This window comes from Streptomyces sp. NPDC127114 (assembly GCF_042677525.1).
Classification (GTDB): domain Bacteria; phylum Actinomycetota; class Actinomycetes; order Streptomycetales; family Streptomycetaceae; genus Streptomyces.
In genome coordinates this window covers 20,706-40,897 of the sequence record NZ_JBHXTJ010000022.1, presented here as the reverse complement: position 1 = coordinate 40,897, position 20,192 = coordinate 20,706, and the positions used below count along the sequence as shown (strand labels likewise).

Sequence of the window (20,192 nt, the reverse complement as noted above, 5' to 3'; positions counted from 1 at the left end):
GTGGTCCCCCAACTCTCCTGTGTGCACGGGCCTTTACCCTTCCGGGACCCCGGTGTAACTGTGTTACAGGCCGATGCCTTCCCGAAGGGTGGTACGTCATGGCACGAGTACGGTACGGGGCGCGCACCGAGGCGGAGATCGCCGCGACCCGTGCACGGAGCGCCGGGCTTCCCGACATCTGGTCCACCGGGGTCGTCGCCGTCTGGGAGACCGACCCGGACGTCGTGGCGGCCGTGCTGCCGCCGCCGCTCAAACCCACCGGACGCCCGCTCGTCCGGGTCAGCATCAGCAAGGTCGACCTGCCCGGCTATCCGCTCGGCGCGGGCTCCGTCGCCGTCGCCGCCGCCCACGGCGACCAGGAGGGCTGGTATCCGCTGGTCATGCCGATGACCCACGAGCGCGCCCTCACCGGCGGGCGTGAGGTCTTCGGCGAGCCGAAGAAGCTCGGCGAGGTCCTCGTCGAACGCGACGGCCTGGTGGTCCGCGCCTCGCTCGCCCGGCACGGCATCGCCTTCGTCGAGGTGCGCGGCGCGGTCTCCGGCGAACTGCCGCCGCCCGAGCCCGCCGAGAAGACCGACTTCTACTTCAAGTTCCTGCCCGCCGTGGACGGTTCCGGCTTCGACGGCGACCCCGTTCTCGTCCACTGCGTGCGCAACGAGAAGGTGCGGAAACTGGAGAGGGTCACCGGCGACGTCGTGCTGCGCGAGTCGATGTACGACCCGGTCGCCGACCTCGCGGTGCGCCGGCTCGTCGAGATCACCATCGGCGAGAAGACCACCGACCAGAAGGGCCGGGTCGTCGAACGCGTCAGCGCCCAGGACCTCCTGCCCTACCTCCACCAGCGCTACGACGACCCGCGGCAGGCGCTCGACGCGCCGCCGGAAGGGAGCGCCGGCTGATGGAACTCCGCGAGGGACAGGTGGCCGTCGTCACCGGCGCGGCGAGCGGCATCGGTCTCGCCATGGCCCGCCGCTTCGCCGCCGAGGGCCTCGCGGTGGTCCTCGGCGACGTCGAGGAGGCGCCGCTCGCCAGGGCCGCCGAGGAGCTGATGGAGGAAGGGGCGCAGATCCTCGCCCGCACCGTCGACGTCAGCGAGCCCGACTCCGTACGCGCCTTCGCCGACGCCGCGTACGAGACCTTCGGCGCCGTCCACGTGCTGTGCAACAACGCGGGCGTCGGCTCCGGCGCCGAGGGCCGCATGTGGGAGCACGAGCCGAACGACTGGAAGTGGGCCTTCGCCGTCAACGTGTGGGGCGTCTTCCACGGCATCCAGGCCTTCGTACCGCGCATGCTCGCCGGCGGCGAGCCGGGCCACGTCGTCAACACCTCCTCCGGCGACGGCGGCATCGCCCCGCTGCCCACGGCCTCCGTCTACGCCGTCACCAAGTCCGCCGTCGTCACCATGACCGAGTCGCTCTACGCGCACCTGAAGGCCGAACGGGCCCGCGTCGGCGCCTCGGTCCTCTTCCCCGGCCCGCACATGCTGCGCACCGGCCTGTGGGAGTCGCACCGCAACCGGCCCGCGCGCTTCGCCAAGGAGCGCCCGCGCAGGACCCCGTACCGCAGCCTCGACCAGTGGGAGGCGGCGATGAAGGAGGCCGGGCACGAGGTCGCCTTCACGCCGGTCGAGGAGGTCGCCGGGCACGTCGTCGACGGGATCAGGGCGGACCGGTTCTGGATGCTGCCGGCGAGCGAGCACAGCGACCGGCAGATCAGGGCGCGTTCGCAGTCGATGCTCGACCGCGCCAACCCGTCCTACCTGGAGAGCTTCATCCTCGACTGACTGTGCCGTCCGTCGGCCGGGGATCTCCGGCCGGGGACCCGGGGGTCGTCCCCCGGAAAGGCACAGCATCCTCGACTGACCGGCCTGAGGGGGCTGCACGATGAGCTACGAGGATCCGTATCTGATCATCTCGTCCGACTGCCACGCCGGGCTTCCCACCGAGGAGTACCGGCCCTATCTCGACTCCCGCTTCCACCGCGACTTCGACGAGTTCCTCGCCGGCCGGGACGCCCGCCGTGAGGCCATGACCCGGCTCGGGGTGCGCAACGAGGCCTTCGCGGACAAGTGGTTCCACGACAACGAGGAAGGGCTGCGGGGCGGCTGGGACGCCGCGCAGCGCATCAAGGAACTCGACGGCGACGGCGTGGCCGCGGAGGTCGTCTTCCCCGACGCGGACGCCGTCGACAGCCGGACCGCCGCGCCCTTCGGCGTCGGCCTCGGCCTCTCCGGCGACCAGGACCCGGAGCTCGGCATGGCGGGCGCGCAGGCGCACAACCGCTGGCTCGCCGAGTTCGTGTCCCGGCATCCCGAGCGGCACTGCGGCGTCGCCCTGCTCCCGGTCACCGCCGAACCGGCCGTCGTCGTCGCCGAGATCCACCGGGCCAGGGAGTCCGGGCTCGGCGCGCTGATGATCCCCTCCATGTGGGTGGACAAGGCGCCCTACCACGACCGGCGTTACGACCCGGTGTGGGCCGCCGCGGCCGAGACCGGCATGCCGCTGGTCACCCACTCGGGAGCGGCGCCGCGCGAGGAGTACGGCGACCACCTCGGCATCTACGTCTCCGAAGTCACCTGGTGGCCGGCCCGGCCACTGTGGTTCCTGCTCTGGTCCGGCGTCTTCGAACGCCACCCCGGGCTGCGCTTCGGCGTCGCCGAGTCCGGCTGCTGGTGGCTGCCGAACCTGCTGTGGTTCATGGACCGGCTCTACCTGGGCGCGCACGGCGGCAAGAAGCTGTCGCCGTTCGCCGAGCTGAAGCGCCCGCCGAGCGAGTACCTCGACCGGCAGGTCTTCGTCTGCGCCACCAACACCAAGCGGCGCGAGCTCGCCCAGCGCTACGAGATCGGCGTCGACAACATCCTGTGGGGCTCCGACTTCCCGCACCCCGAGGGCACCTGGCCCAGCACGCGCGCCTGGCTGCGGAACACCTTCCACGACATCCCGGTGGCGGAGACCCGGCGGATCCTCGGCCTGGCCGCCGCCGAGGTCTTCGGCTTCGACCTCGCGAAGCTGGATCCGATCGCCCGGCGCATCGGCCCCACCCCCGCCGAACTCGGCCAGAGCGCCGACCAGTCCGCCGTCGAGGCGTCCTGGGCCCGGTCCCGCGAGGCCGGCCGGCACTGGCTCACCGACCAGGACTTCCCGACGATCGGGGTTTCGTCATGACCGACCGCTACACCGTCATCTCCGCCGACTGCCACGCCGGCGCGGACCTGCTCGACTACAAGCCCTACCTGGCGAAGAAGCACCACGACGACTTCGACGCCTGGGCGGCGACCTACGTCAACCCGTACGAGGACCTGCTCGCCGACACCGCCGACCGCAACTGGAACTCGCAGCGCAGGCTGCGCGAACTGGAGGCGGACGGCATCGTCGCCGAGGTCGTCTTCCCCAACACCATCCCGCCGTTCTTCCCCAAGGCCTCGCTGATGGCCCAGCCGCCGAGCCGGGCCGACTTCGAGCAGCGCTGGGCCGGCCTCCAGGCGCACAACCGCTGGCTCGCCGACTTCTGCGCGGACGCGCCGGGGCGGCGGGCGGGCGTGGCGCAGATCCTCCTCAACGACGTGGACGCGGCGGTCGCCGAGATCCGCCGGACCCGCGAGGCCGGGCTCACCGGCGGCATCATGCTCCCCGGCGCGCCGCCCGGCTCGCCCGTGCCGGAGCTGCACTCGCGGGCGTACGACCCGATCTGGGCGGTCTGCGCGGAGCTCGACGTCCCGGTCAACCACCACGGCGGCTCCGCGTCGCCGCCGCTCGGCGACGAACCCGCCGCGCGGGCGGTGTTCATGGTGGAGACCACCTGGTTCTCCCACCGTGCCCTGTGGCACCTGATCTTCGGCGGGGCCTTCCGCCGCCACCCGGACCTGAAGCTGGTCCTGACCGAGCAGGGCTCCGGCTGGATCCCGGGCGTGCTCGACATGCTGGACTACTACCACGGACGCCTCGTCGCGGCCTCGGCCAAGGCCTCCACCGCGGAGTCCAGGTTCGGCGCCGGGCTCGCCGAGTCCATGGGCAAGGGGCCCAGCGAGGTGTGGCGGGACAACTGCTTCGTCGGCGCGAGCTTCATGCGCCCGCACGAGGTGCCGCTGCGCGAGCGGATCGGCCTCGACAAGATCATGTGGGGCAGCGACTACCCGCACGACGAGGGCACCACCCCGTACTCCCGCGAGGGCCTGCGCATCGCCTACGCGGGGCTGCCACGCGAGGAGGTCGCCGCCATGGTCGGCGGCAACGCGGCCCGCGTCTACGGCTTCGACCTCGCCCTGCTCGACGGCCTGGCCGCCGTCCACGGCCCGTCCGTCGAGGAGATCGCCCGGCCGCTGGAGCGGGTCCCCGAAGGCGCGACCAGCCCCGCCTTCGCCCCGGGCGGGTCGGTCCGCGTCTGGTGACGCACCGGGTGCGACCCTCCAGAGGTGACTGAAGCCCCCGCACACGACGAGGCCCCCGGCCTCGGCTCCCGGCTCAACTGGCTCCGGGCCGCCGTGCTCGGAGCCAACGACGGAGTCGTCTCCACCGCGGGCCTCGTCGTCGGCGTGGCAGGCGCGACCGAGTCCCGGGCCGCCCTGCTCACCGCGGGCCTCGCCGGGCTGCTGGCCGGCTCCATGTCCATGGCGGCGGGGGAGTACGTCTCCGTCTCCACCCAGCGCGACTCCGAGAAGGCCGCGCTCGCCCAGGAACGCCGCGAGCTGCGCGAGCAGCCCGAGGTCGAACTCGCCGAACTCACCGAGATCCTCGCCCACCGCGGCCTGTCCCCGGACGTCGCCCGCGAGGCCGCCGAGCAGCTCACCGAACGCGACGCCCTGCGCGCCCACGCCCGCGTCGAACTGGGCATCGACCCCGACGAACTCACCAACCCCTGGCACGCGGCCGGCGCCAGCTTCCTCGCGTTCACCGCCGGCGCGCTCCTCCCGCTCCTGGCGATCGTGCTGCCCCCGGCCGCCCACCGCCTCTGGATCACGGTCCTCTCCGTCCTGGCCGCCCTGACCCTCACCGGCTGGTGCTCCGCCCGCCTCGGCGCCGCCCCCACCACCCCCGCCGTCCTCCGCAACGCCTGCGGCGGCGCCCTGGCGATGGCGGTGACGTACGCGGCGGGCTCGCTGCTGGGGGCGGCGGGGGTCTAGGACCTGTCCGGCTGCCCCCGCCCGGTTTCTGGGTCATGCTGGCCACGTCGCGGCGCAGTGCCCCGCCGGCCGGCGGAGCGCTCCGTGCGATGTACGGTGAACGTCGTACAAACAGCTGAGCCAGCGAGGACCCATGCGCGCCACCACCATCCACGCCCCCTTCGACATGCGCGTGGAGGACGTGCCCGACCCCGTGGTCCAGGAGGCCACGGACGTCGTCGTCCGCGTCGTACGCGCCTGCATCTGCGGCAGTGACCTGTGGGCCTACCGCGGCGAGTCCGCCCGGAAGCCCGGACAGCGGATCGGCCACGAGTTCCTCGGGATCGTGGAGGAGGCGGGCGCGGACGTCCGCGGCTTCGCCAAGGGCGACCTCGTCGTCGCGCCCTTCGTCTGGTCCGACGGCACCTGCGACTACTGCGCCGAGGGCCTGCAGACCTCCTGCCCGAACGGCGGCTTCTGGGGCTCCGTCGGCTCCGACGGCGGCCAGGGCGAGGCCGTACGGGTCCCCTTCGCCGACGGCACCCTCGTCAAGCTGCCCGCCGACGCCGCCTCCGACGACCACCTGCTCACCGCGCTGCTCGCGCTCTCCGACGTCATGGGCACCGGCCACCACGCCGCCCTCGGCGCCGGCGTGCGCGAGGGCGTCACCGTCGCCGTCGTCGGTGACGGCGCGGTCGGCCTGTGCGGCGTCCTCGCCGCCAGGCGGCTCGGCGCCGAGCGGATCATCGCCCTCGGCCGCCACACCGCCCGCACCGACATCGCCCGGGCCTTCGGCGCCACCGACGTCGTCGCCGAACGCGGCGAGGCCGCCGAGGCCGCCGTGCGCGAGCTCACCGGCGGCCAGGGCGCCCACGCCGTGATCGAGGCCGTCGGCACCGAGCAGTCCATGCGCACCGCCGTGAACATCACCCGCGACGGCGGCTCCGTCGGCTACGTCGGCGTCCCGCACGGCAGCCACACCGGCCTCGACCTGTCCGTCATGTTCGACCGCAACATCGCCCTGCACGGCGGCGTCGCCCCGGTCCGCGCCTACATCCCCGAGCTGCTGCCGGACGTCCTGGACGGCACGATCGACCCCTCCCCGGTGTTCGACCTCACCGTCGGCCTCGACGGTGTCCCCGGCGGCTACAAGGCGATGGACGAGCGCACCGCCCTGAAGGTCCTCGTCGAGCCGTGACCCGGGCCGCGGTTCACGCCGTGGTCCACTCCGGGGTGTCCGCGCCCGCCACGCCCGGCGGGCGCGACCAGTCCGCCGGGCCGCCCTCGTACGAGACGGGGGAGAGGGCGTACCGCAGCCGGCCCAGCGGGCCGTCCGACTCCCGGAGGTGGTGCTCCGGCTCGTACCGGGGCAGGCCGTGCGTCAGCCAGTGCCCGGTCTGCGCGAGCGCCAGGCGCACGAGGCGGGTGCCGCCGTCCCGGTCCTGCTCGGTCAGCGAGCGCAGCACCGCCGCCGCGAGCAGATAGCCGGTGCCGTGGTCCAGGGCCTGCGCGGGCAGCGCGCCCGGCTCGGCCGCCGAGCCCTCCACGGCCGCGATGCCCGTCGCCACCTGCACCAGACTGTCGAAGCCGCGCCGCTCCCCCCAGGGCCCGTAGTCGCCCCAGGCCGAGAGCCGGGCGACCACCAGGCCGGGCCGGTGCAGGTCGAAGCGGTCGAGCGCGCCCGGGCGGTAGCCGGTCACCAGCACGTCCGCCGCGTCGAGGAGTTCGCCGAAGGTGCGCCGGTCGGACGGGCTGTCCAGGTCGAGGGCCGCCGTCCGCTTCCCGACGTCGGTGTCCGCGTGCGCGTCGGGGAGTTCGGGACGGCCCGGCGGGTCGATCCGCAGCACGTCCGCGCCCAGCAGCGCGAGCGTCCGGGTGGCCACCGGGCCCGCGATGACCCGCGTGAGGTCGAGCACCCGCAGCGGCCCGCCGGAACGGCGCCTCGGCGCCGCCTCGTCGAGCCGTTCCCGGGTCACCGGCGGGCGCGCCGCCACCGCCCGGCCCTGCTCGTGCGCCGCCCACTCCCCGGGCGTGCGCAGGGCGACCGCCAGGCCCCCGGCCGCGTACACCGCCGTCTCGACATCGACCGCCTTCCGCTCGGCGATCGCCGCCGCCACCGCCTCCTCGGAGTCGTCCGTGCCCAGCGCGGCCTGCAACGCCGCCTGGTGGTGCGGATAGTTGGCGTGGGTGCGCACCCACCCGTCGGCCGCCCGCCAGAAGCGCGAGAGCGGCGCGAAGGACACCGGCATCCGGCCGTCCACCCGCAGGTGCCGCTCGCTCACGAAGGCCGTCGCCACCGCGCCGTCGTCCACCCGGACCCGGCCCGGCAGCCCGGCCCGTTCCACCGCGGCCAGCGAGCAGACCGCGACCGTCGCCCGCGCCAGGTCCATCACCGGGAGGCGGGCCGGCAGCAGTCCCGAGACCCCGCCGTAGTCCACCCGGTCGAGCAGGGCGGGATCGCCGCCCAGGGCCGACCACAACGACTCCGTACCCGTACGCACTGTGCTGTCCATGGGGAAACTATGAACCGCCCGTGGCACTCAGTGCCACGGGCGGTTCGCACAAGATCCGTTCGGTTACTTCCGGACCGCGTCCAGCGCGTCCACGATGCCGGCCCCGTAGAAGCCGTTCTTCTTGTCCGCGCCCTCCTCGCACACGGCGTCGACGGTGCCGTCGCCGTTGATGTCGTACGGGTTGGTGCACGCGTGCTCGTCCGCCTGCGCGTACAGCAGCGCCTTCAGCGCCGCCGGGCTCGCGTACGGGTGGGTCGACTTCAGCAGCGCCAGGACGCCCGCCGCGTGCGGCGAGGCCATCGACGTGCCGGCCTTGTAGTTGTAGCCGCCGTCGACCGTGGTCGACAGGATGCGGCCGTTGACCGCCGGCGCGTCCGGGGTCTGGTACTCGGTGCGGTCGCCGCCCGGTGCCGCGACGTCGATGACGTCGGCACCGTAGTTGGAGTAGGACGCCTTCAGGTCCTTGGCGCCGGTCGCGGAGACCGTCACCACGCCCGGCAGCATCGCCGGGTAGTCGAAGCACTGCCGCGGGTCGATGTCACGGGTGACCGCCGTGGTGTCGTTCGGGCTGGTCGTGTCCCTGATCGTGTCGGCCGCCAGGTCGAACTTGGAGTTGCCGGCCGCCGCCACGTTGACGGTGCCCTTCTTCTCCGCGTAGCGGGTCGCGCGGGTGACCGCCTCGACGAGGGCCTTCTGGTCCTCGTCGTTCTTGCAGGCGAACATCCACGGGTCGGTGTAGTAGCTGTTGTTCGTGATGTCGATGCCGTGCTCGGCCGCCCACACGAAGCCGCAGACCACGGCCTCGGTGTAGAAGAAGCCGTCGGGCGTGGACACCTTGATGCCGGCCAGCTTCACGCCCGGCGCGACACCGGTGATGCCGATGCCGTTCTTGGCGGCGCCGATGGTGCCCGCGACGTGCGTGCCGTGGTCGCTCTCGCCCTTCATGGGGCGCCACGAGCCGGGCGTCGTGTCGGCCTTGCCGCTCACGCAGTTGGCGGACGCGGCGGCGTCGAAGTTCGGCGCCAGGTCCGGGTGGGTGTCGTCGACACCGGTGTCGATGATGGCAACCGTGACGTTCTTGCTGCCGAGGGTCTTCTTGTGGGCCTGGTCGGCCTTGATGGCCGGCAGGTCCCACTGCAGGGGCTCCATCGGGTCCTGACCGTCCGTCGCGGCGGCAGCGGCGGCCTTCACCTCGGCCGGGGTGAGCTCCTGCGCGCCCTCGCCCACGGAGGTGTCCGTCGCGGCGGACAGCGGCGCCGTACGGGTCGCGCCGGCCGACACCACGCCGCGCACCGTGCGGATCGTCTTCGCGAACTCCGGGTTCTGCGAGTGGACGACGATCACGCCGATCCGGTCGTACGACACGACCACCTCGCCGCCGGCGGCGGCTATCGCCTTCTTCACCGACGCGCCCGTCCAGGGGCTGTTGTCGATGTTGACGACGTACGACAGCTTCGGGCCGTTCGTGACGACGGCGGCCGTCGGGAGGTCGCTCAGCTCCGCGGCGGACGCGGCGCCGGCGGGCAGGAAGCCGAGCGAGGCCGTGAGCGCGAGGCCGGCCGGCAGAGCGAGTACTCGGCCGCGCCTCGATCCCAGATGAGCCATGGGTTCTCCACATCATCCGTATGTACTGCCCGGGCGCCGATTGCGCGCGGGCAGGTGCATGACGAGTGAAGTTATCGCCGATCTTCCCCGGCCTTCAATGAGTTGAGAAGACTTCATGAAGATCACGGAAGGAAAAACCACTCTCGTGAACCACTTCGCGGTGCGTTCCGTGCCGTTGAGCAGGGGAGGGGCTCCGATCGGAGCCCCGGTTCCCGCACCCCTGGTGAGGCCCCTTTGTCCCAGTCGTCCGCCCCCGCGTCACGAGGAGAGTCCGTGGCTACCGAAGCACCGCCGCCGCCGAGAGACGGAGGCGGGACCCACAGCGGTCCCGTCCAGCCCACGACGGAACAGTTCGTCGAGGTCCAGGAAAGCGCGGAATTCGGCGAACTGCGCCGTACGTACCGTTCCTTCGCCTTTCCTCTGACCATCGCCTTCATCGCCTGGTACCTGCTCTACGTGCTGCTCTCGAACTACGCGGGCGGCTTCATGGGCACCAAGGTCTTCGGCAACGTCAACATGGCCCTGGTCCTCGGCCTCGGCCAGTTCGCCACCACGTTCCTCATCGCCTGGCTCTACTCCCGCCACGCCGCCGACCGGCTGGACCCGAAGGCCGAGGCCATCAAGCACCGGATGGAGGCCGACGCATGAGCAGCACCCTCCAGGCGGTGGCCGTCCCCCTCGCCGCCGGCAACGCCACCAGCGAGCACCGCCCGCTGATCATCACGCTCTTCGCGGCCTTCGTCGTCGCCACCCTCGTCATCACCGTCTGGGCCGGCCGGCAGACTCGCAGCGCCGCCGACTTCTACGCGGGCGGACGGCAGTTCACCGGCTTCCAGAACGGCCTGGCGATCTCCGGCGACTACATGTCCGCCGCGTCCTTCCTCGGCATCGCCGGCGCCATCGCCCTCTTCGGCTACGACGGCTTCCTCTACTCGATCGGCTTCCTCGTCGCCTGGCTGGTCGCGCTGCTCCTGGTCGCCGAACCGCTGCGCAACTCCGGCCGGTTCACCATGGGCGACGTCCTCGCGTACCGGATGCGCCAGCGGCCCGTCCGCACCGCCGCCGGCACCTCCACCATCGTCGTCTCGATCTTCTACCTGCTCGCCCAGATGGCCGGCGCCGGCGTCCTCGTCTCGCTGCTGCTCGGCATCACCAGCGACGGCGGCAAGATCGCCATCGTCGCCCTCGTCGGCATCCTGATGATCGTGTACGTGACGATCGGCGGCATGAAGGGCACCACGTGGGTGCAGATGGTCAAGGCCGTGCTGCTCATCGCCGGCACGCTCCTGATCACCTTCCTCATCCTGTGGAAGTTCCACTTCAACGTCTCGGAGCTGCTCGGCGCGGCCGCCACGAACAGCGGCAAGGGCGACGCCTTCCTGGAGCCCGGCCTCAAGTACGGCGCCACCGCCACCTCGAAGCTGGACTTCCTCTCGCTCGGCATCGCGCTCGTCCTCGGCACGGCCGGCCTGCCGCACATCCTCATCCGCTTCTACACGGTGCCGACCGCCAAGGCCGCCCGAAAGTCCGTCAACTGGGCCATCGGCATCATCGGCGCCTTCTACCTGATGACGATCGTCCTCGGCTTCGGTGCCGCCGCCCTGCTCAGGAACAGCGACATCATCGCCTCCAACAAGGCCGGCAACACCGCGGCCCCGCTCGCCGCCCTGGAGGTCGGCGGCGGCGCCGGCTCGACCGGCGGCGCGATCCTGCTGGCGGTCATCTCCGCCGTGGCCTTCGCGACCATCCTCGCCGTCGTCGCCGGCCTCACCCTGGCCTCGTCCTCGTCGTTCGCGCACGACATCTACGCCAACGTCATCCGGCGCGGCAAGGCCACCGAGAAGGAGGAGGTGCGGGCCGCCCGCTGGGCCACCGTCCTCATCGGCGTCGTGTCGATCGCGCTCGGCGCCCTCGCCCGCGACCTCAACGTCGCCGGCCTGGTCGCGCTCGCCTTCGCCGTCGCCGCCTCCGCCAACCTGCCGACGATCCTCTACAGCCTCTTCTGGAAGCGGTTCACCACCACCGGAGCGCTCTGGTCGATCTACGGCGGTCTGATCTCCGCGGTCGTCCTGGTGCTGTTCTCGCCGGTCGTCTCCGGCAAGCCGACCTCGATGTTCAAGAGCGTCGACTTCTACTGGTTCCCGCTGGAGAACCCGGGCCTGGTCTCCATCCCGCTCGGCTTCCTGCTCGGCTGGCTCGGCTCGGTCCTCTCCAAGGAGGAGCCGGACAAGGGCAAGTACGCGGAACTCGAGGTCAAGTCCCTCACCGGCGTCGGAGCGCACTGAGTCGTATACGTTCCGCTTACGTCCGGCGGCCGCGTCGTAGAGTTCTACGACGCGGCCGTCCCGGTCCTCGTGACAATCGGCCCGTGCCCGATGTCATAGGGGTCACGTAGGCTCGAACGAGAAGCGAACCGGAACGCCGACCCGGCGGACGGAAAGCCCACCGGAAGAAGGGGGAGGGGCCCAGTGCTCATCGACACCTACGGCCGAGTCGCCACCGACCTGCGCGTGTCCCTCACCGACCGGTGCAACCTGCGCTGCACCTACTGCATGCCGGAAGAGGGCCTGCAGTGGCTGGCCAAGCCCGACCTGCTCACCGACGACGAGATCGTCCGTCTGATCCGCATCGCCGTCACCGACCTCGGCGTCACCGAGGTCCGCTTCACCGGTGGCGAGCCGCTGCTCCGCCCCGGTCTCGTCGGCATCGTCGAGCGCTGCGCCGAGCTGGAGCCCCGGCCCAAGATGTCCCTGACCACCAACGGCATCGGGCTCAAGCGCACCGCCGCCGCCCTCAAGGCGGCCGGCCTCGACCGGGTCAACGTCTCGCTCGACACCCTGCGCCCCGAGGTCTTCAAGACCCTCACCCGCCGCGACCGCCACCACGACGTGATCGACGGCATGGCCGCCGCCCGCGACGCCGGCCTCACGCCGGTCAAGGTCAACGCGGTCCTCATGCCGGGGCTCAACGACGACGAGGCCCCCGACCTCCTGGCCTGGGCGATCGAGCAGGACTACGAGCTCCGCTTCATCGAGCAGATGCCGCTGGACGCCCAGCACGGCTGGAAGCGCGACGGCATGATCACCGCCGGCGACATCCTGGAGTCGCTGCGCACCCGCTTCGAGCTGACTCCCGAGGGCTCCGAGGAGCGCGGTTCCGCACCCGCCGAGCGCTGGGTCGTCGACGGCGGCCCGCACACCGTCGGCGTCATCGCCTCCGTCACCCGCCCGTTCTGCCGGGCCTGCGACCGGACCCGGCTCACCGCCGACGGCCAGGTGCGCACCTGCCTGTTCGCCACCGAGGAGACGGACCTGCGGGCGGCACTGCGCTCGGACGCGCCGGACGCCGTGATCGCCGAGATCTGGCGGAAGGCCATGTGGGGCAAGAAGGCCGGCTCGGGTCTGGACGACCCGAGCTTCCTCCAGCCCGATCGTCCGATGTCAGCGATCGGCGGCTGACTCGTCCCACTCGGCGAGCGGCACGACGTCCTTCAGGAAACCCCGTACGCCCAGGAACTGGGAGAGGTGCTCGCGGTGCTCCTCGCACGCGAGCCAGGTCTTGCGCCGCTCCGGCGTGTGCAGCTTGGGATTGTTCCAGGCGAGGACCCAGACGGCATCCGCCCGGCAGCCCTTCGCGGAACAGATCGGCTTCTCTTCGCTCACTGGACCCAGAATCACCTGATCATTGTCCAGCAAGGGCGATGCCGAGCAGCCACGGGGGGAGCTGCCCGGCATCGGTCCGTCGCTCCGACGGGGGATGCGGAGCGCGTAGGCAGTATGTCACGGGAAATGGGGTGCGGTGCAGCGGAACTTCATGATTGATCTGAGCTTTTCCTGAGCATTCCGCTGGCTATTGCTTCACCCTGCGTGATCACTGCGGATGTACGGGCTTTCCGCCCGCGATTCCGCTCCGGCTTCCGTTTCCGCCGTCATATTCGCCTGCGTTTCCGCCTTCTCCTCGGCCTCCGGTCCCTCCTCGGCCCGCTCGCCGGTGCCGAGCGCCGGCAGTACCGGCGTGGGGATGAAGGTCGACGGGAGGGAGGGCGCGCTCTCCCGGCCGGCGTTGGCGATCACCACGGCGATGTACGGGAGCACAGCTCCGAGCACCAGCGCGACGATCGCGACGTGCCGCTCCACGTTCCACAACGAGGCGGCGGCGATCACGGACAGGGTGCGGATCGACATCGAGACGACGTAACGACGCTGCCGGCCCCGCACGTCGTCGGCGAGGCCCTGCCGGGCACCGGTGATCCGGAAGACCTCGGTCCCGCCACGCTTCCGCATCACATTCCACCACCCGACGGCCGTGCCGGACCCTCCCCGGTCCGGACCTCCTTCCACGGTACGCCCGCCGTCCCGGCCGGAGGAGGCCGGGGCACGTATGGCGCCGTCCGACATGCGCCGTATGGCCGAGGGGCCGAGACTGGGCACACACCCGCACGAGGAGGCGACGATGGGTTGGTTGTGGGCGATCATTGTGGGCCTGGTCCTCGGTCTGATCGCGAAGGCGATCCTGCCGGGCAAGCAGCAGATCCCACTCTGGCTGACGACCGTGTTCGGCATTCTGGGCAGCGTGCTCGGCAACGCGGTGGCGACCTGGATCGGGGTCAACGACACCAAGGGCATCGACTGGACCCGTCACCTGTTCCAGCTCATCGGCGCGGTGGCCGTCGTGGGGGTCGGCGACATGCTGTGGGCCTCGATCAAGGGGACCAGACAGCGGGCCTAGGCACTCGCCCCGACGCATGACACACCGGAGGCCCGGTACGACGCAGAGCGCGCGTACCGGGCCTCCGGTCATGCCGTACCGGTCCCGTACGGGATCAGCCGGCGACGACCTCGATCGCCGCCAGGTTCTTCTTGCCGCGGCGCAGCACCAGCCAGCGCCCGTGCAGCAGGTCGTCCGCCGACACCTCGGCGTCCTCGGCGGTCACCTTGACGTTGTTCACGTAGGCGCCGCCCTCCTTCACGGTCCGGCGGGCCGCCGACTTGCTCGCCACCAGGCCCACCTCGGCGAACAGGTCCACGACCTGACCCAGCTCCGTCACGCGCGCGTGCGGCAGCTCGGAGAGCGCCGCGGCCAGCGTCGCCTCGTCGAGCTCCGCGAGCTCGCCCTGACCGAACAGCGCCTTGGAGGCGTTGATCACGGCCCGGCACTGGTCCGCGCCGTGCACCAGAGTGGTGAGCTCCTCGGCGAGCGCCCGCTGGGCCGCACGGGCCTGCGGCCGCTCGGCCGTCAGCTTCTCCAGCTCCTCCAGCTCCTCGCGGGACTTGAAGGACAGGATCCGCATGTAGGTGGAGATGTCACGGTCGTCCACGTTCAGCCAGAACTGGTAGAACGCGTACGGCGTGGTCATCTCCGGGTCCAGCCAGACGGCGCCGCTCTCGGTCTTGCCGAACTTGGTGCCGTCGGCCTTCACCATCAGCGGCGTCGCGAGCGCGTGGACGTGCGCCTCCGGCTCCAGCTTGTGGATCAGGTCGAGCCCCGCCACCAGGTTGCCCCACTGGTCGGAGCCGCCCTGCTGCAGCGTGCAGCCGTAGCGCCGGTACAGCTCCAGGAAGTCCATGCCCTGGAGCAGCTGGTAGCTGAACTCGGTGTAGCTGATGCCCTGCTCGGACTCCAGACGGCGGGCGACGGAGTCCTTGGTCAGCATCTTGTTGACCCGGAAGTGCTTGCCGATGTCCCGCAGGAACTCGATCGCCGACATACCGGCGGTCCAGTCCAGGTTGTTCACCATGATCGCGGCGTTCTCGCCCTCGAAGGACAGGAACGGCTCGATCTGCGACCGCAGCCGGGTCACCCAGTTCGCGACCGTCTCCGGGTCGTTCAGGGTGCGCTCGGCGGTCGGCCGCGGGTCACCGATCTGACCGGTGGCCCCGCCGACCAGCGCCAGCGGCCGGTGCCCGGCCTGCTGGAGCCGGCGGACGGTGAGCACCTGGACCAGGTGGCCGACGTGGAGACTGGCCGCGGTCGGGTCGAAGCCGCAATAGAACGTGACGGGACCGTCCGCGAGCGCCTTGCGCAGGGCCTCTTCGTCGGTGGACTGGGCGAAGAGCCCGCGCCACTTCAGCTCGTCGACGATGTCGGTCACGTCGTCCGTCTCCTCATGCTCATGGGGACAATCTCATCAGTCAGTCTAGGCGGGTCAGACGCCCTTGCTGACCGAGCTCATGTTGAAGTCCGGCACCCGCAGCGCGGGCATCGCGGCCCGGGTGAACCAGTCGCTCCACTCGCGCGGCAGGGTCTTCTCGGTCCGGCCCGCCTCGGAGGCCCGCGACAGCAGGTCCACAGGCGACTCGTTGAACCGGAAGTTGTTCACCTCGCCGACCACCTCGCCGTTCTCGACCAGGTAGACGCCGTCCCGGGTGAGGCCGGTGAGCAGCAGCGTCGCCGGGTCGACCTCGCGGATGTACCAGAGGCAGGTCAGCAGCAGACCCCGCTCGGTGGCCGCGACCATCTCGTCCAGGGAGCGCTCGCCGCCGCCGTCCAGGATCAGGTTTCCGGCCGTGGGCGCCATCGGCAGCTTCGTGAGCTCCGAGGTGTGCCGGGTGGTGAGCAGCCGGTGCAGCTTTCCGTCCCGTACCCAGTCCACCTGTGGCACCGGCAGACCGTTGTCGAAGACGGAGGATTCGTCGCCCGAGGCGTGGGAGATCACGAACGGCGCGGACTCCAGGCCGGGCGCGTGCGGGTCGCTGCGCAGGGTCAGCGGCAGCGGCGACAGCGTCTCGCCGATCCGGGTGCCGCCGCCGGGCTTGGAGAAGACCGTACGGCCCTCCACCGCGTCCCGGGCCGCCGAGGACCACAGCTGGTAGATCATCAGGTCGGCCACGGCGGTCGGCGGCAGCAGCGTCTCGTAGCGCCCGGCCGGCAGGTCGATCCGGCGCTCCGCCCAGCCGAGCCGGGTGGCGAGCTCGGCGTCCAGCGCCGCCGGGTCGACGTCCGTGAAGTCCCGGGTCGCGCGCCCGGCCCACGCGGACCGGGATCGGTCCGGGGACTTGGCGTTGAGCTCGAGGGTGCCGTTCGGCTGGTCGTGGCGCAGCCGCAGGCCGGTGGAGGTGCCCACATAGGTGGAGGTCAGCTCGTGGTTGGCGAAGCCGTACAGCTCCCGGCCGCCCGCCCGGGCGCGGGCGAAGGCCTCGCCCAGTGCCGGCGCGAAGGCGTCGAAGACCGCGGAGGCGGTCTCGGCCGGGTCGTGGGTGAAGTCGGGCGACGCGGGCACGCCCTCCACCAGCGGCTGCGCGTCCTCCGCGGGGCCGGCCGCCCGCGCTGCCGCCTCGGCGGCCCGTACCAGCGGCTCCAGGTCGTCGGCGGTCACCGCCGAGCGCGACACCACACCGGAGGCGGTGCCCTGGCCGCCGTCCACGGTGGCGACCACGGTCAGCGTGCGGCCCCGGGTGACGCCGTTGGTGGTGAGCGCGTTCCCGGCCCAGCGCAGGTTCGCCGAGGACTCCTCGTCGGCGATGACGACACACCCGTCGGCGCGGGACAGCTCCAGGGCCCGCTCGACGATCTCGTACGGCTTGCTGACGCGGCTCATCGACCGGCCTCCTGCGTCGTGTTCAGGCTGTGCTTGCCCGGGGGACGACCCCCGGACCCCCGGCAAAGGTTGTGGCGCGCGCTCATCGACCGGCCTCCTGCGTCGTGTTCAGAATGTTGACACCCCGGAACAGGGCGGACGGGCAGCCGTGGGAGACCGCGGCGACCTGGCCCGGCTGGGCCTTGCCGCAGTTGAACGCGCCGCCGAGGACGTAGGTCTGGGGGCCGCCGACCTGCTCCATGGAGCCCCAGAAGTCGGTGGTCGTCGCCTGGTACGCGACGTCCCGCAGCTGGCCCGCCAGGCGGCCGTTCTCGATGCGGAAGAAGCGCTGCCCGGTGAACTGGAAGTTGTAGCGCTGCATGTCGATCGACCAGGAGCGGTCGCCGACCACGTAGATGCCGCGCTCCACGCCGCCGATCAGGTCCTCCGTCGACAGACCGCCCGGGTCCGGCTGGAGCGACACGTTGGCCATCCGCTGCACCGGCACGTGGCCGGGCGAGTCGGCGAAGGCGCAGCCGTTGGAGCGGCCGAGACCGGTCAGCTTCGCGATCCGGCGGTCCAGCTGGTAGCCGACGAGCGTGCCGTCCTTCACCAGGTCCCAGGACTGCGCCTCGACGCCCTCGTCGTCGTAGCCGATGGTCGCCAGCCCGTGCTCGGCCGTGCGGTCACCGGTCACGTTCATGATCGAGGAGCCGTACGCCAGCTTGCCCAGCTGGTCGAAGGTGGCGAAGGAGGTGCCCGCGTACGCCGCCTCGTAGCCGAGGGCGCGGTCCAGCTCGGTGGCGTGGCCGATCGACTCGTGGATGGTCAGCCACAGGTTGGACGGGTCCACGACCAGGTCGTAGCGGCCGGCCTCGACGCTCGGCGCCCGCATCTTCTCGGCGAGCAGCTCGGGGATCTCGTCCAGCTCCTTGTCCCAGTCCCAGCCGGTCCCCGTCAGGTACTCCCAGCCCCGGCCGACCGGCGGCGCGATCGTCCGCATCGAGTCGAACTCGCCGCTGGTGGGGTCCACGGCGACGGCCGTGAGGTGCGGGTGCAGCCGGACCCGCTGCTGGGTGGTGACGGTGCCCGCCGTGTCCGCGTAGAACTTGTTCTCGAAGACGGTGAGCAGCGAGGCGTCCACGTGCGCCACGCCGTCCGCGCGCAGCAGCCGGGCGCTCCACTCGGCGAGCAGCCCGGTCTTCTCCTCGGGGGAGATGGTGAAGGGGTCGATCTCGTACGAGGAGATCCACACCTTGTCCGCGTGCACCGGCTCGTCGGCGAGCTCGACACGCTCGTCCGATCCGGCCGCCGCGATCACCTTCGCCGACAGCTTCGCCATGGCCACCGCCTGCGAGGCGACCCGCGCGGCCGCGTCCATGGTCAGGTCCACCCCGGACGCGAAGCCCCACGCGCCGCCGTGCACCACCCGCACCGCGTAGCCGAGGTCCGTGGTGTCCGACGAGCCCGAGGGCTTGGCGTCCCGCAGCCGCCACGCGGCGCTGCGCACCCGCTCCAGGCGGAAGTCGGCGTGCTCGGCGCCGAGCGCCCGAGCCCGCGCGAGCGCCGCGTCGGCCAGCGCCCGCAACGGAAGCTGGGTGAAGGCTTCGTCGAGGGAATGGGTCCCAGATTGCACAGCTGTCTCCTGTCGTGTGAGACCGGTCGCCTCCGATCATGTCGTGCTTTCGGGCGTGATGCCCAGGCCTTTCTGTAGGGACCCGACAGCGACGCCCGGACGCCACTGTCAGGGCCCGATTCTCCGTATCCCGGAAGGGACCGATAGGTTTTCGGCATACCAGACCGCTATCGAAAGGGTGATCCGTTGAGCCGCTCGGTTCTCGTCACCGGAGGCAACCGGGGCATCGGCCTCGCCATCGCCCGCGCGTTCGCCGAGGCCGGCGACAAGGTCGCGATCACGTACCGCTCGGGCGACCCGGCGGAGCTCGAGAAGGCCGGTTTCCTCGCCGTCAAGTGCGACATCACCGACTCCGAGCGGGTGGAGCAGGCCTACAAGGAGATCGAGGAGAAGCACGGTCCGGTCGAGGTCCTCGTGGCCAACGCCGGCGTGACCAAGGACCAGCTCCTCATGCGCATGTCCGAGGAGGACTTCACGTCCGTCCTCGACACCAACCTCACCGGCACCTTCCGGGTCGTGAAGCGCGCCAACCGCGGCATGCTGCGCGCCAAGAAGGGCCGCGTCGTGCTGATCTCCTCCGTCGTCGGCCTGCTCGGCTCGGCGGGCCAGGCGAACTACGCCGCCTCCAAGGCGGGTCTGGTCGGTTTCGCGCGGTCCCTCGCCCGGGAGCTCGGCTCGCGCAACATCACCTTCAACGTCGTCGCGCCCGGTTTCGTCGACACCGACATGACCGCGGTGCTCACCGATGAGCAGCGCGCCGGCATCGTCTCCCAGGTTCCGCTGGGCCGCTACGCGCAGCCGGAGGAGATCGCCGCCACGGTGAAGTTCCTCGCCTCGGACGACGCCTCGTACATCACTGGAGCCGTCATCCCGGTTGACGGCGGATTGGGCATGGGTCACTGATCACATGAGCGGAATTCTCGAGGGCAAGCGCATCCTGATCACCGGTGTGCTGATGGAGTCCTCCATCGCCTTCCACGCCGCCAAGCTGGCTCAGGAGCAGGGCGCGGAGATCATCCTCACCGCGTGGCCGCGGCCGACGCTCACCGAGCGCATCGCCAAGAAGCTGCCCCAGCCCGACAAGGTGAAGGTCCTGGAGCTCGACGTCTCCAACGACGAGCACCTGGCGCGTCTGGAGGGCCAGGTCCGCGAGCACCTCGGCGACCGTCTGGACGGCATCGTCCACTCCATCGGTTTCGCCCCGCAGGACGCGCTCGGCGGCAACTTCCTCAACACGCCGTTCGAGTCCGTGGCCACCGCCATGCACGTCTCGGCCTTCTCCCTGAAGTCCCTGACGATGGCGCTGCTGCCGCTGATGAGCGAGGGCGGCTCGGTCGTCGGCCTCACCTTCGACGCGAAGTTCGCCTGGCCGCAGTACGACTGGATGGGCCCGGCCAAGGCCGCCCTGGAGGCCACCAGCCGGTACATGGCGCGCGACCTCGGCAAGCAGGACATCCGCTGCAACCTGGTCTCGGCCGGCCCGCTCGGCTCGATGGCCGCGAAGTCCATCCCGGGCTTCTCCGACCTGGCCAGCGTCTGGGACAGCCGTTCCCCGCTCGCGTGGGACCTGTCCGACCCGGAGCCGGCCGGCCGCGCCATCGTCGCGCTGCTCTCCGACTGGTTCCCGAAGACGACCGGCGAGATCGTCCACGTGGACGGCGGTCTGCACGCCATCGGCGCCTGACGCCCGTCTTCCACAGGGCTCGCGAGGGCCGTGCGCCCGCTCCTCGGGGGAGCGGTGGCACGGCCCTCGTGGCTTTGTACGGGGCTTCCGGCGCCCCGAGTCGAAAAGTCGGGCGAATCGCATCAGACTGGTTCAGA

The 20,192-nt window shown here is 71.4% G+C and carries 19 protein-coding genes; 12 read left to right on the top strand and 7 right to left on the bottom strand.

Going from position 1 to position 20,192, the window contains the following annotated elements:
* Positions 1-98: 98 nt before the first annotated feature.
* The 6 genes from ACFVGS_RS22215 to ACFVGS_RS22190 all read left to right on the top strand — a co-directional run bounded on the left by ACFVGS_RS22215 (position 99) and on the right by ACFVGS_RS22190 (position 6,299).
* Positions 99-899 (top strand): acetoacetate decarboxylase family protein, encoded by an 801-nt coding sequence (locus ACFVGS_RS22215; RefSeq protein WP_384413225.1) that lies wholly within the window; start codon positions 99-101, stop codon positions 897-899.
* Positions 899-1,783: an SDR family NAD(P)-dependent oxidoreductase gene (locus tag ACFVGS_RS22210; protein WP_385693425.1), complete on the top strand. Its 885-nt coding sequence runs from the start codon at positions 899-901 to the stop codon at positions 1,781-1,783. Before ACFVGS_RS22215 ends, ACFVGS_RS22210 begins: the two co-directional genes overlap by 1 nt.
* A gap of 100 nt (positions 1,784-1,883) precedes the next feature.
* On the top strand, positions 1,884-3,167 hold the full coding sequence (locus ACFVGS_RS22205; protein ID WP_385693424.1) for an amidohydrolase family protein: 1,284 nt from the start codon (positions 1,884-1,886) through the stop codon (positions 3,165-3,167).
* Positions 3,164-4,390, top strand: coding sequence for an amidohydrolase family protein (locus ACFVGS_RS22200; protein ID WP_385693423.1), 1,227 nt, complete (start codon positions 3,164-3,166; stop codon positions 4,388-4,390). The genes ACFVGS_RS22205 and ACFVGS_RS22200 overlap by 4 nt, the downstream gene beginning before the upstream one ends.
* A gap of 24 nt (positions 4,391-4,414) precedes the next feature.
* On the top strand, positions 4,415-5,122 hold the full coding sequence (locus ACFVGS_RS22195; RefSeq protein WP_385693422.1) for a VIT family protein: 708 nt from the start codon (positions 4,415-4,417) through the stop codon (positions 5,120-5,122).
* 133 nt (positions 5,123-5,255) lie between these two features.
* Positions 5,256-6,299 carry a zinc-dependent alcohol dehydrogenase family protein gene (locus ACFVGS_RS22190; RefSeq protein WP_385693421.1) on the top strand — a complete coding sequence of 348 codons (1,044 nt, stop codon included), beginning with the start codon at positions 5,256-5,258 and terminating at the stop codon, positions 6,297-6,299.
* Between the two features lie 13 nt (positions 6,300-6,312).
* Here the strand turns inward: ACFVGS_RS22190 and ACFVGS_RS22185 are convergent, their stop codons facing one another.
* Both ACFVGS_RS22185 and ACFVGS_RS22180 read right to left on the bottom strand, forming a co-directional pair.
* A complete protein-coding gene (locus ACFVGS_RS22185) occupies positions 6,313-7,614 on the bottom strand; it encodes a CoA transferase (RefSeq protein ID WP_385693420.1) in 1,302 nt (433 codons plus the stop codon).
* A gap of 63 nt (positions 7,615-7,677) precedes the next feature.
* The gene (locus ACFVGS_RS22180; RefSeq protein ID WP_384413244.1) at positions 7,678-9,219 is read right to left on the bottom strand and encodes a S8 family serine peptidase; all 1,542 of its coding nucleotides are present in this window, start codon (positions 9,217-9,219) and stop codon (positions 7,678-7,680) included.
* Positions 9,220-9,492: 273 nt separating this feature from the next.
* Between ACFVGS_RS22180 and ACFVGS_RS22175 the strand changes: the two genes are divergently transcribed.
* From ACFVGS_RS22175 to moaA, 3 genes are all read left to right on the top strand, one after another.
* The gene (locus ACFVGS_RS22175; RefSeq protein ID WP_384413247.1) at positions 9,493-9,867 is read left to right on the top strand and encodes a DUF485 domain-containing protein; all 375 of its coding nucleotides are present in this window, start codon (positions 9,493-9,495) and stop codon (positions 9,865-9,867) included.
* The gene (locus ACFVGS_RS22170) at positions 9,864-11,504 is read left to right on the top strand and encodes a cation acetate symporter (RefSeq protein WP_384413250.1); all 1,641 of its coding nucleotides are present in this window, start codon (positions 9,864-9,866) and stop codon (positions 11,502-11,504) included. The genes ACFVGS_RS22175 and ACFVGS_RS22170 overlap by 4 nt, the downstream gene beginning before the upstream one ends.
* Positions 11,505-11,687: 183 nt before the next feature.
* The gene (gene moaA / locus ACFVGS_RS22165) at positions 11,688-12,677 is read left to right on the top strand and encodes a GTP 3',8-cyclase MoaA (protein WP_384413253.1); all 990 of its coding nucleotides are present in this window, start codon (positions 11,688-11,690) and stop codon (positions 12,675-12,677) included.
* Here the strand turns inward: moaA and ACFVGS_RS22160 are convergent.
* Complete coding sequence (locus tag ACFVGS_RS22160; RefSeq protein ID WP_384413255.1) at positions 12,660-12,881, bottom strand: hypothetical protein; 222 nt, start codon at positions 12,879-12,881, stop codon at positions 12,660-12,662. The two genes, moaA and ACFVGS_RS22160, sit on opposite strands and share 18 nt — an antisense overlap.
* Positions 12,882-13,076: 195 nt before the next feature.
* Complete coding sequence (locus ACFVGS_RS22155; protein ID WP_384413258.1) at positions 13,077-13,502, bottom strand: DUF3099 domain-containing protein; 426 nt, start codon at positions 13,500-13,502, stop codon at positions 13,077-13,079.
* A 169-nt stretch (positions 13,503-13,671) separates the two neighbouring features.
* On the opposite strand from ACFVGS_RS22155, the gene ACFVGS_RS22150 reads away from it, so the two are divergent.
* Positions 13,672-13,947, top strand: a complete 276-nt coding sequence (locus ACFVGS_RS22150; protein WP_384413261.1) for a GlsB/YeaQ/YmgE family stress response membrane protein — start codon at positions 13,672-13,674, stop codon at positions 13,945-13,947.
* 94 nt (positions 13,948-14,041) lie between these two features.
* Here the strand turns inward: ACFVGS_RS22150 and tyrS are convergent, their stop codons facing one another.
* The 3 genes from tyrS to ACFVGS_RS22135 form a co-directional block, all read right to left on the bottom strand.
* Entirely contained in the window at positions 14,042-15,310 is a 1,269-nt protein-coding gene (tyrS, locus tag ACFVGS_RS22145; RefSeq protein ID WP_384413264.1) for a tyrosine--tRNA ligase, read from the bottom strand.
* 54 nt (positions 15,311-15,364) lie between these two features.
* On the bottom strand, positions 15,365-16,756 hold the full coding sequence (locus tag ACFVGS_RS22140; RefSeq protein WP_385693419.1) for a metallopeptidase TldD-related protein: 1,392 nt from the start codon (positions 16,754-16,756) through the stop codon (positions 15,365-15,367).
* 82 nt (positions 16,757-16,838) lie between these two features.
* Positions 16,839-18,371 (bottom strand): TldD/PmbA family protein, encoded by a 1,533-nt coding sequence (locus tag ACFVGS_RS22135; protein ID WP_385693418.1) that lies wholly within the window; start codon positions 18,369-18,371, stop codon positions 16,839-16,841.
* Between the two features lie 186 nt (positions 18,372-18,557).
* Here ACFVGS_RS22135 and fabG point away from each other — a divergent pair, with 186 nt between their 5' ends.
* Both fabG and fabI read left to right on the top strand, forming a co-directional pair.
* Entirely contained in the window at positions 18,558-19,274 is a 717-nt protein-coding gene (fabG, locus tag ACFVGS_RS22130) for a 3-oxoacyl-[acyl-carrier-protein] reductase (RefSeq protein WP_384413273.1), read from the top strand.
* A gap of 4 nt (positions 19,275-19,278) precedes the next feature.
* Positions 19,279-20,055, top strand: coding sequence for an enoyl-ACP reductase FabI (gene fabI / locus ACFVGS_RS22125; RefSeq protein WP_128976720.1), 777 nt, complete (start codon positions 19,279-19,281; stop codon positions 20,053-20,055).
* Positions 20,056-20,192: the final 137 nt, after the last annotated feature.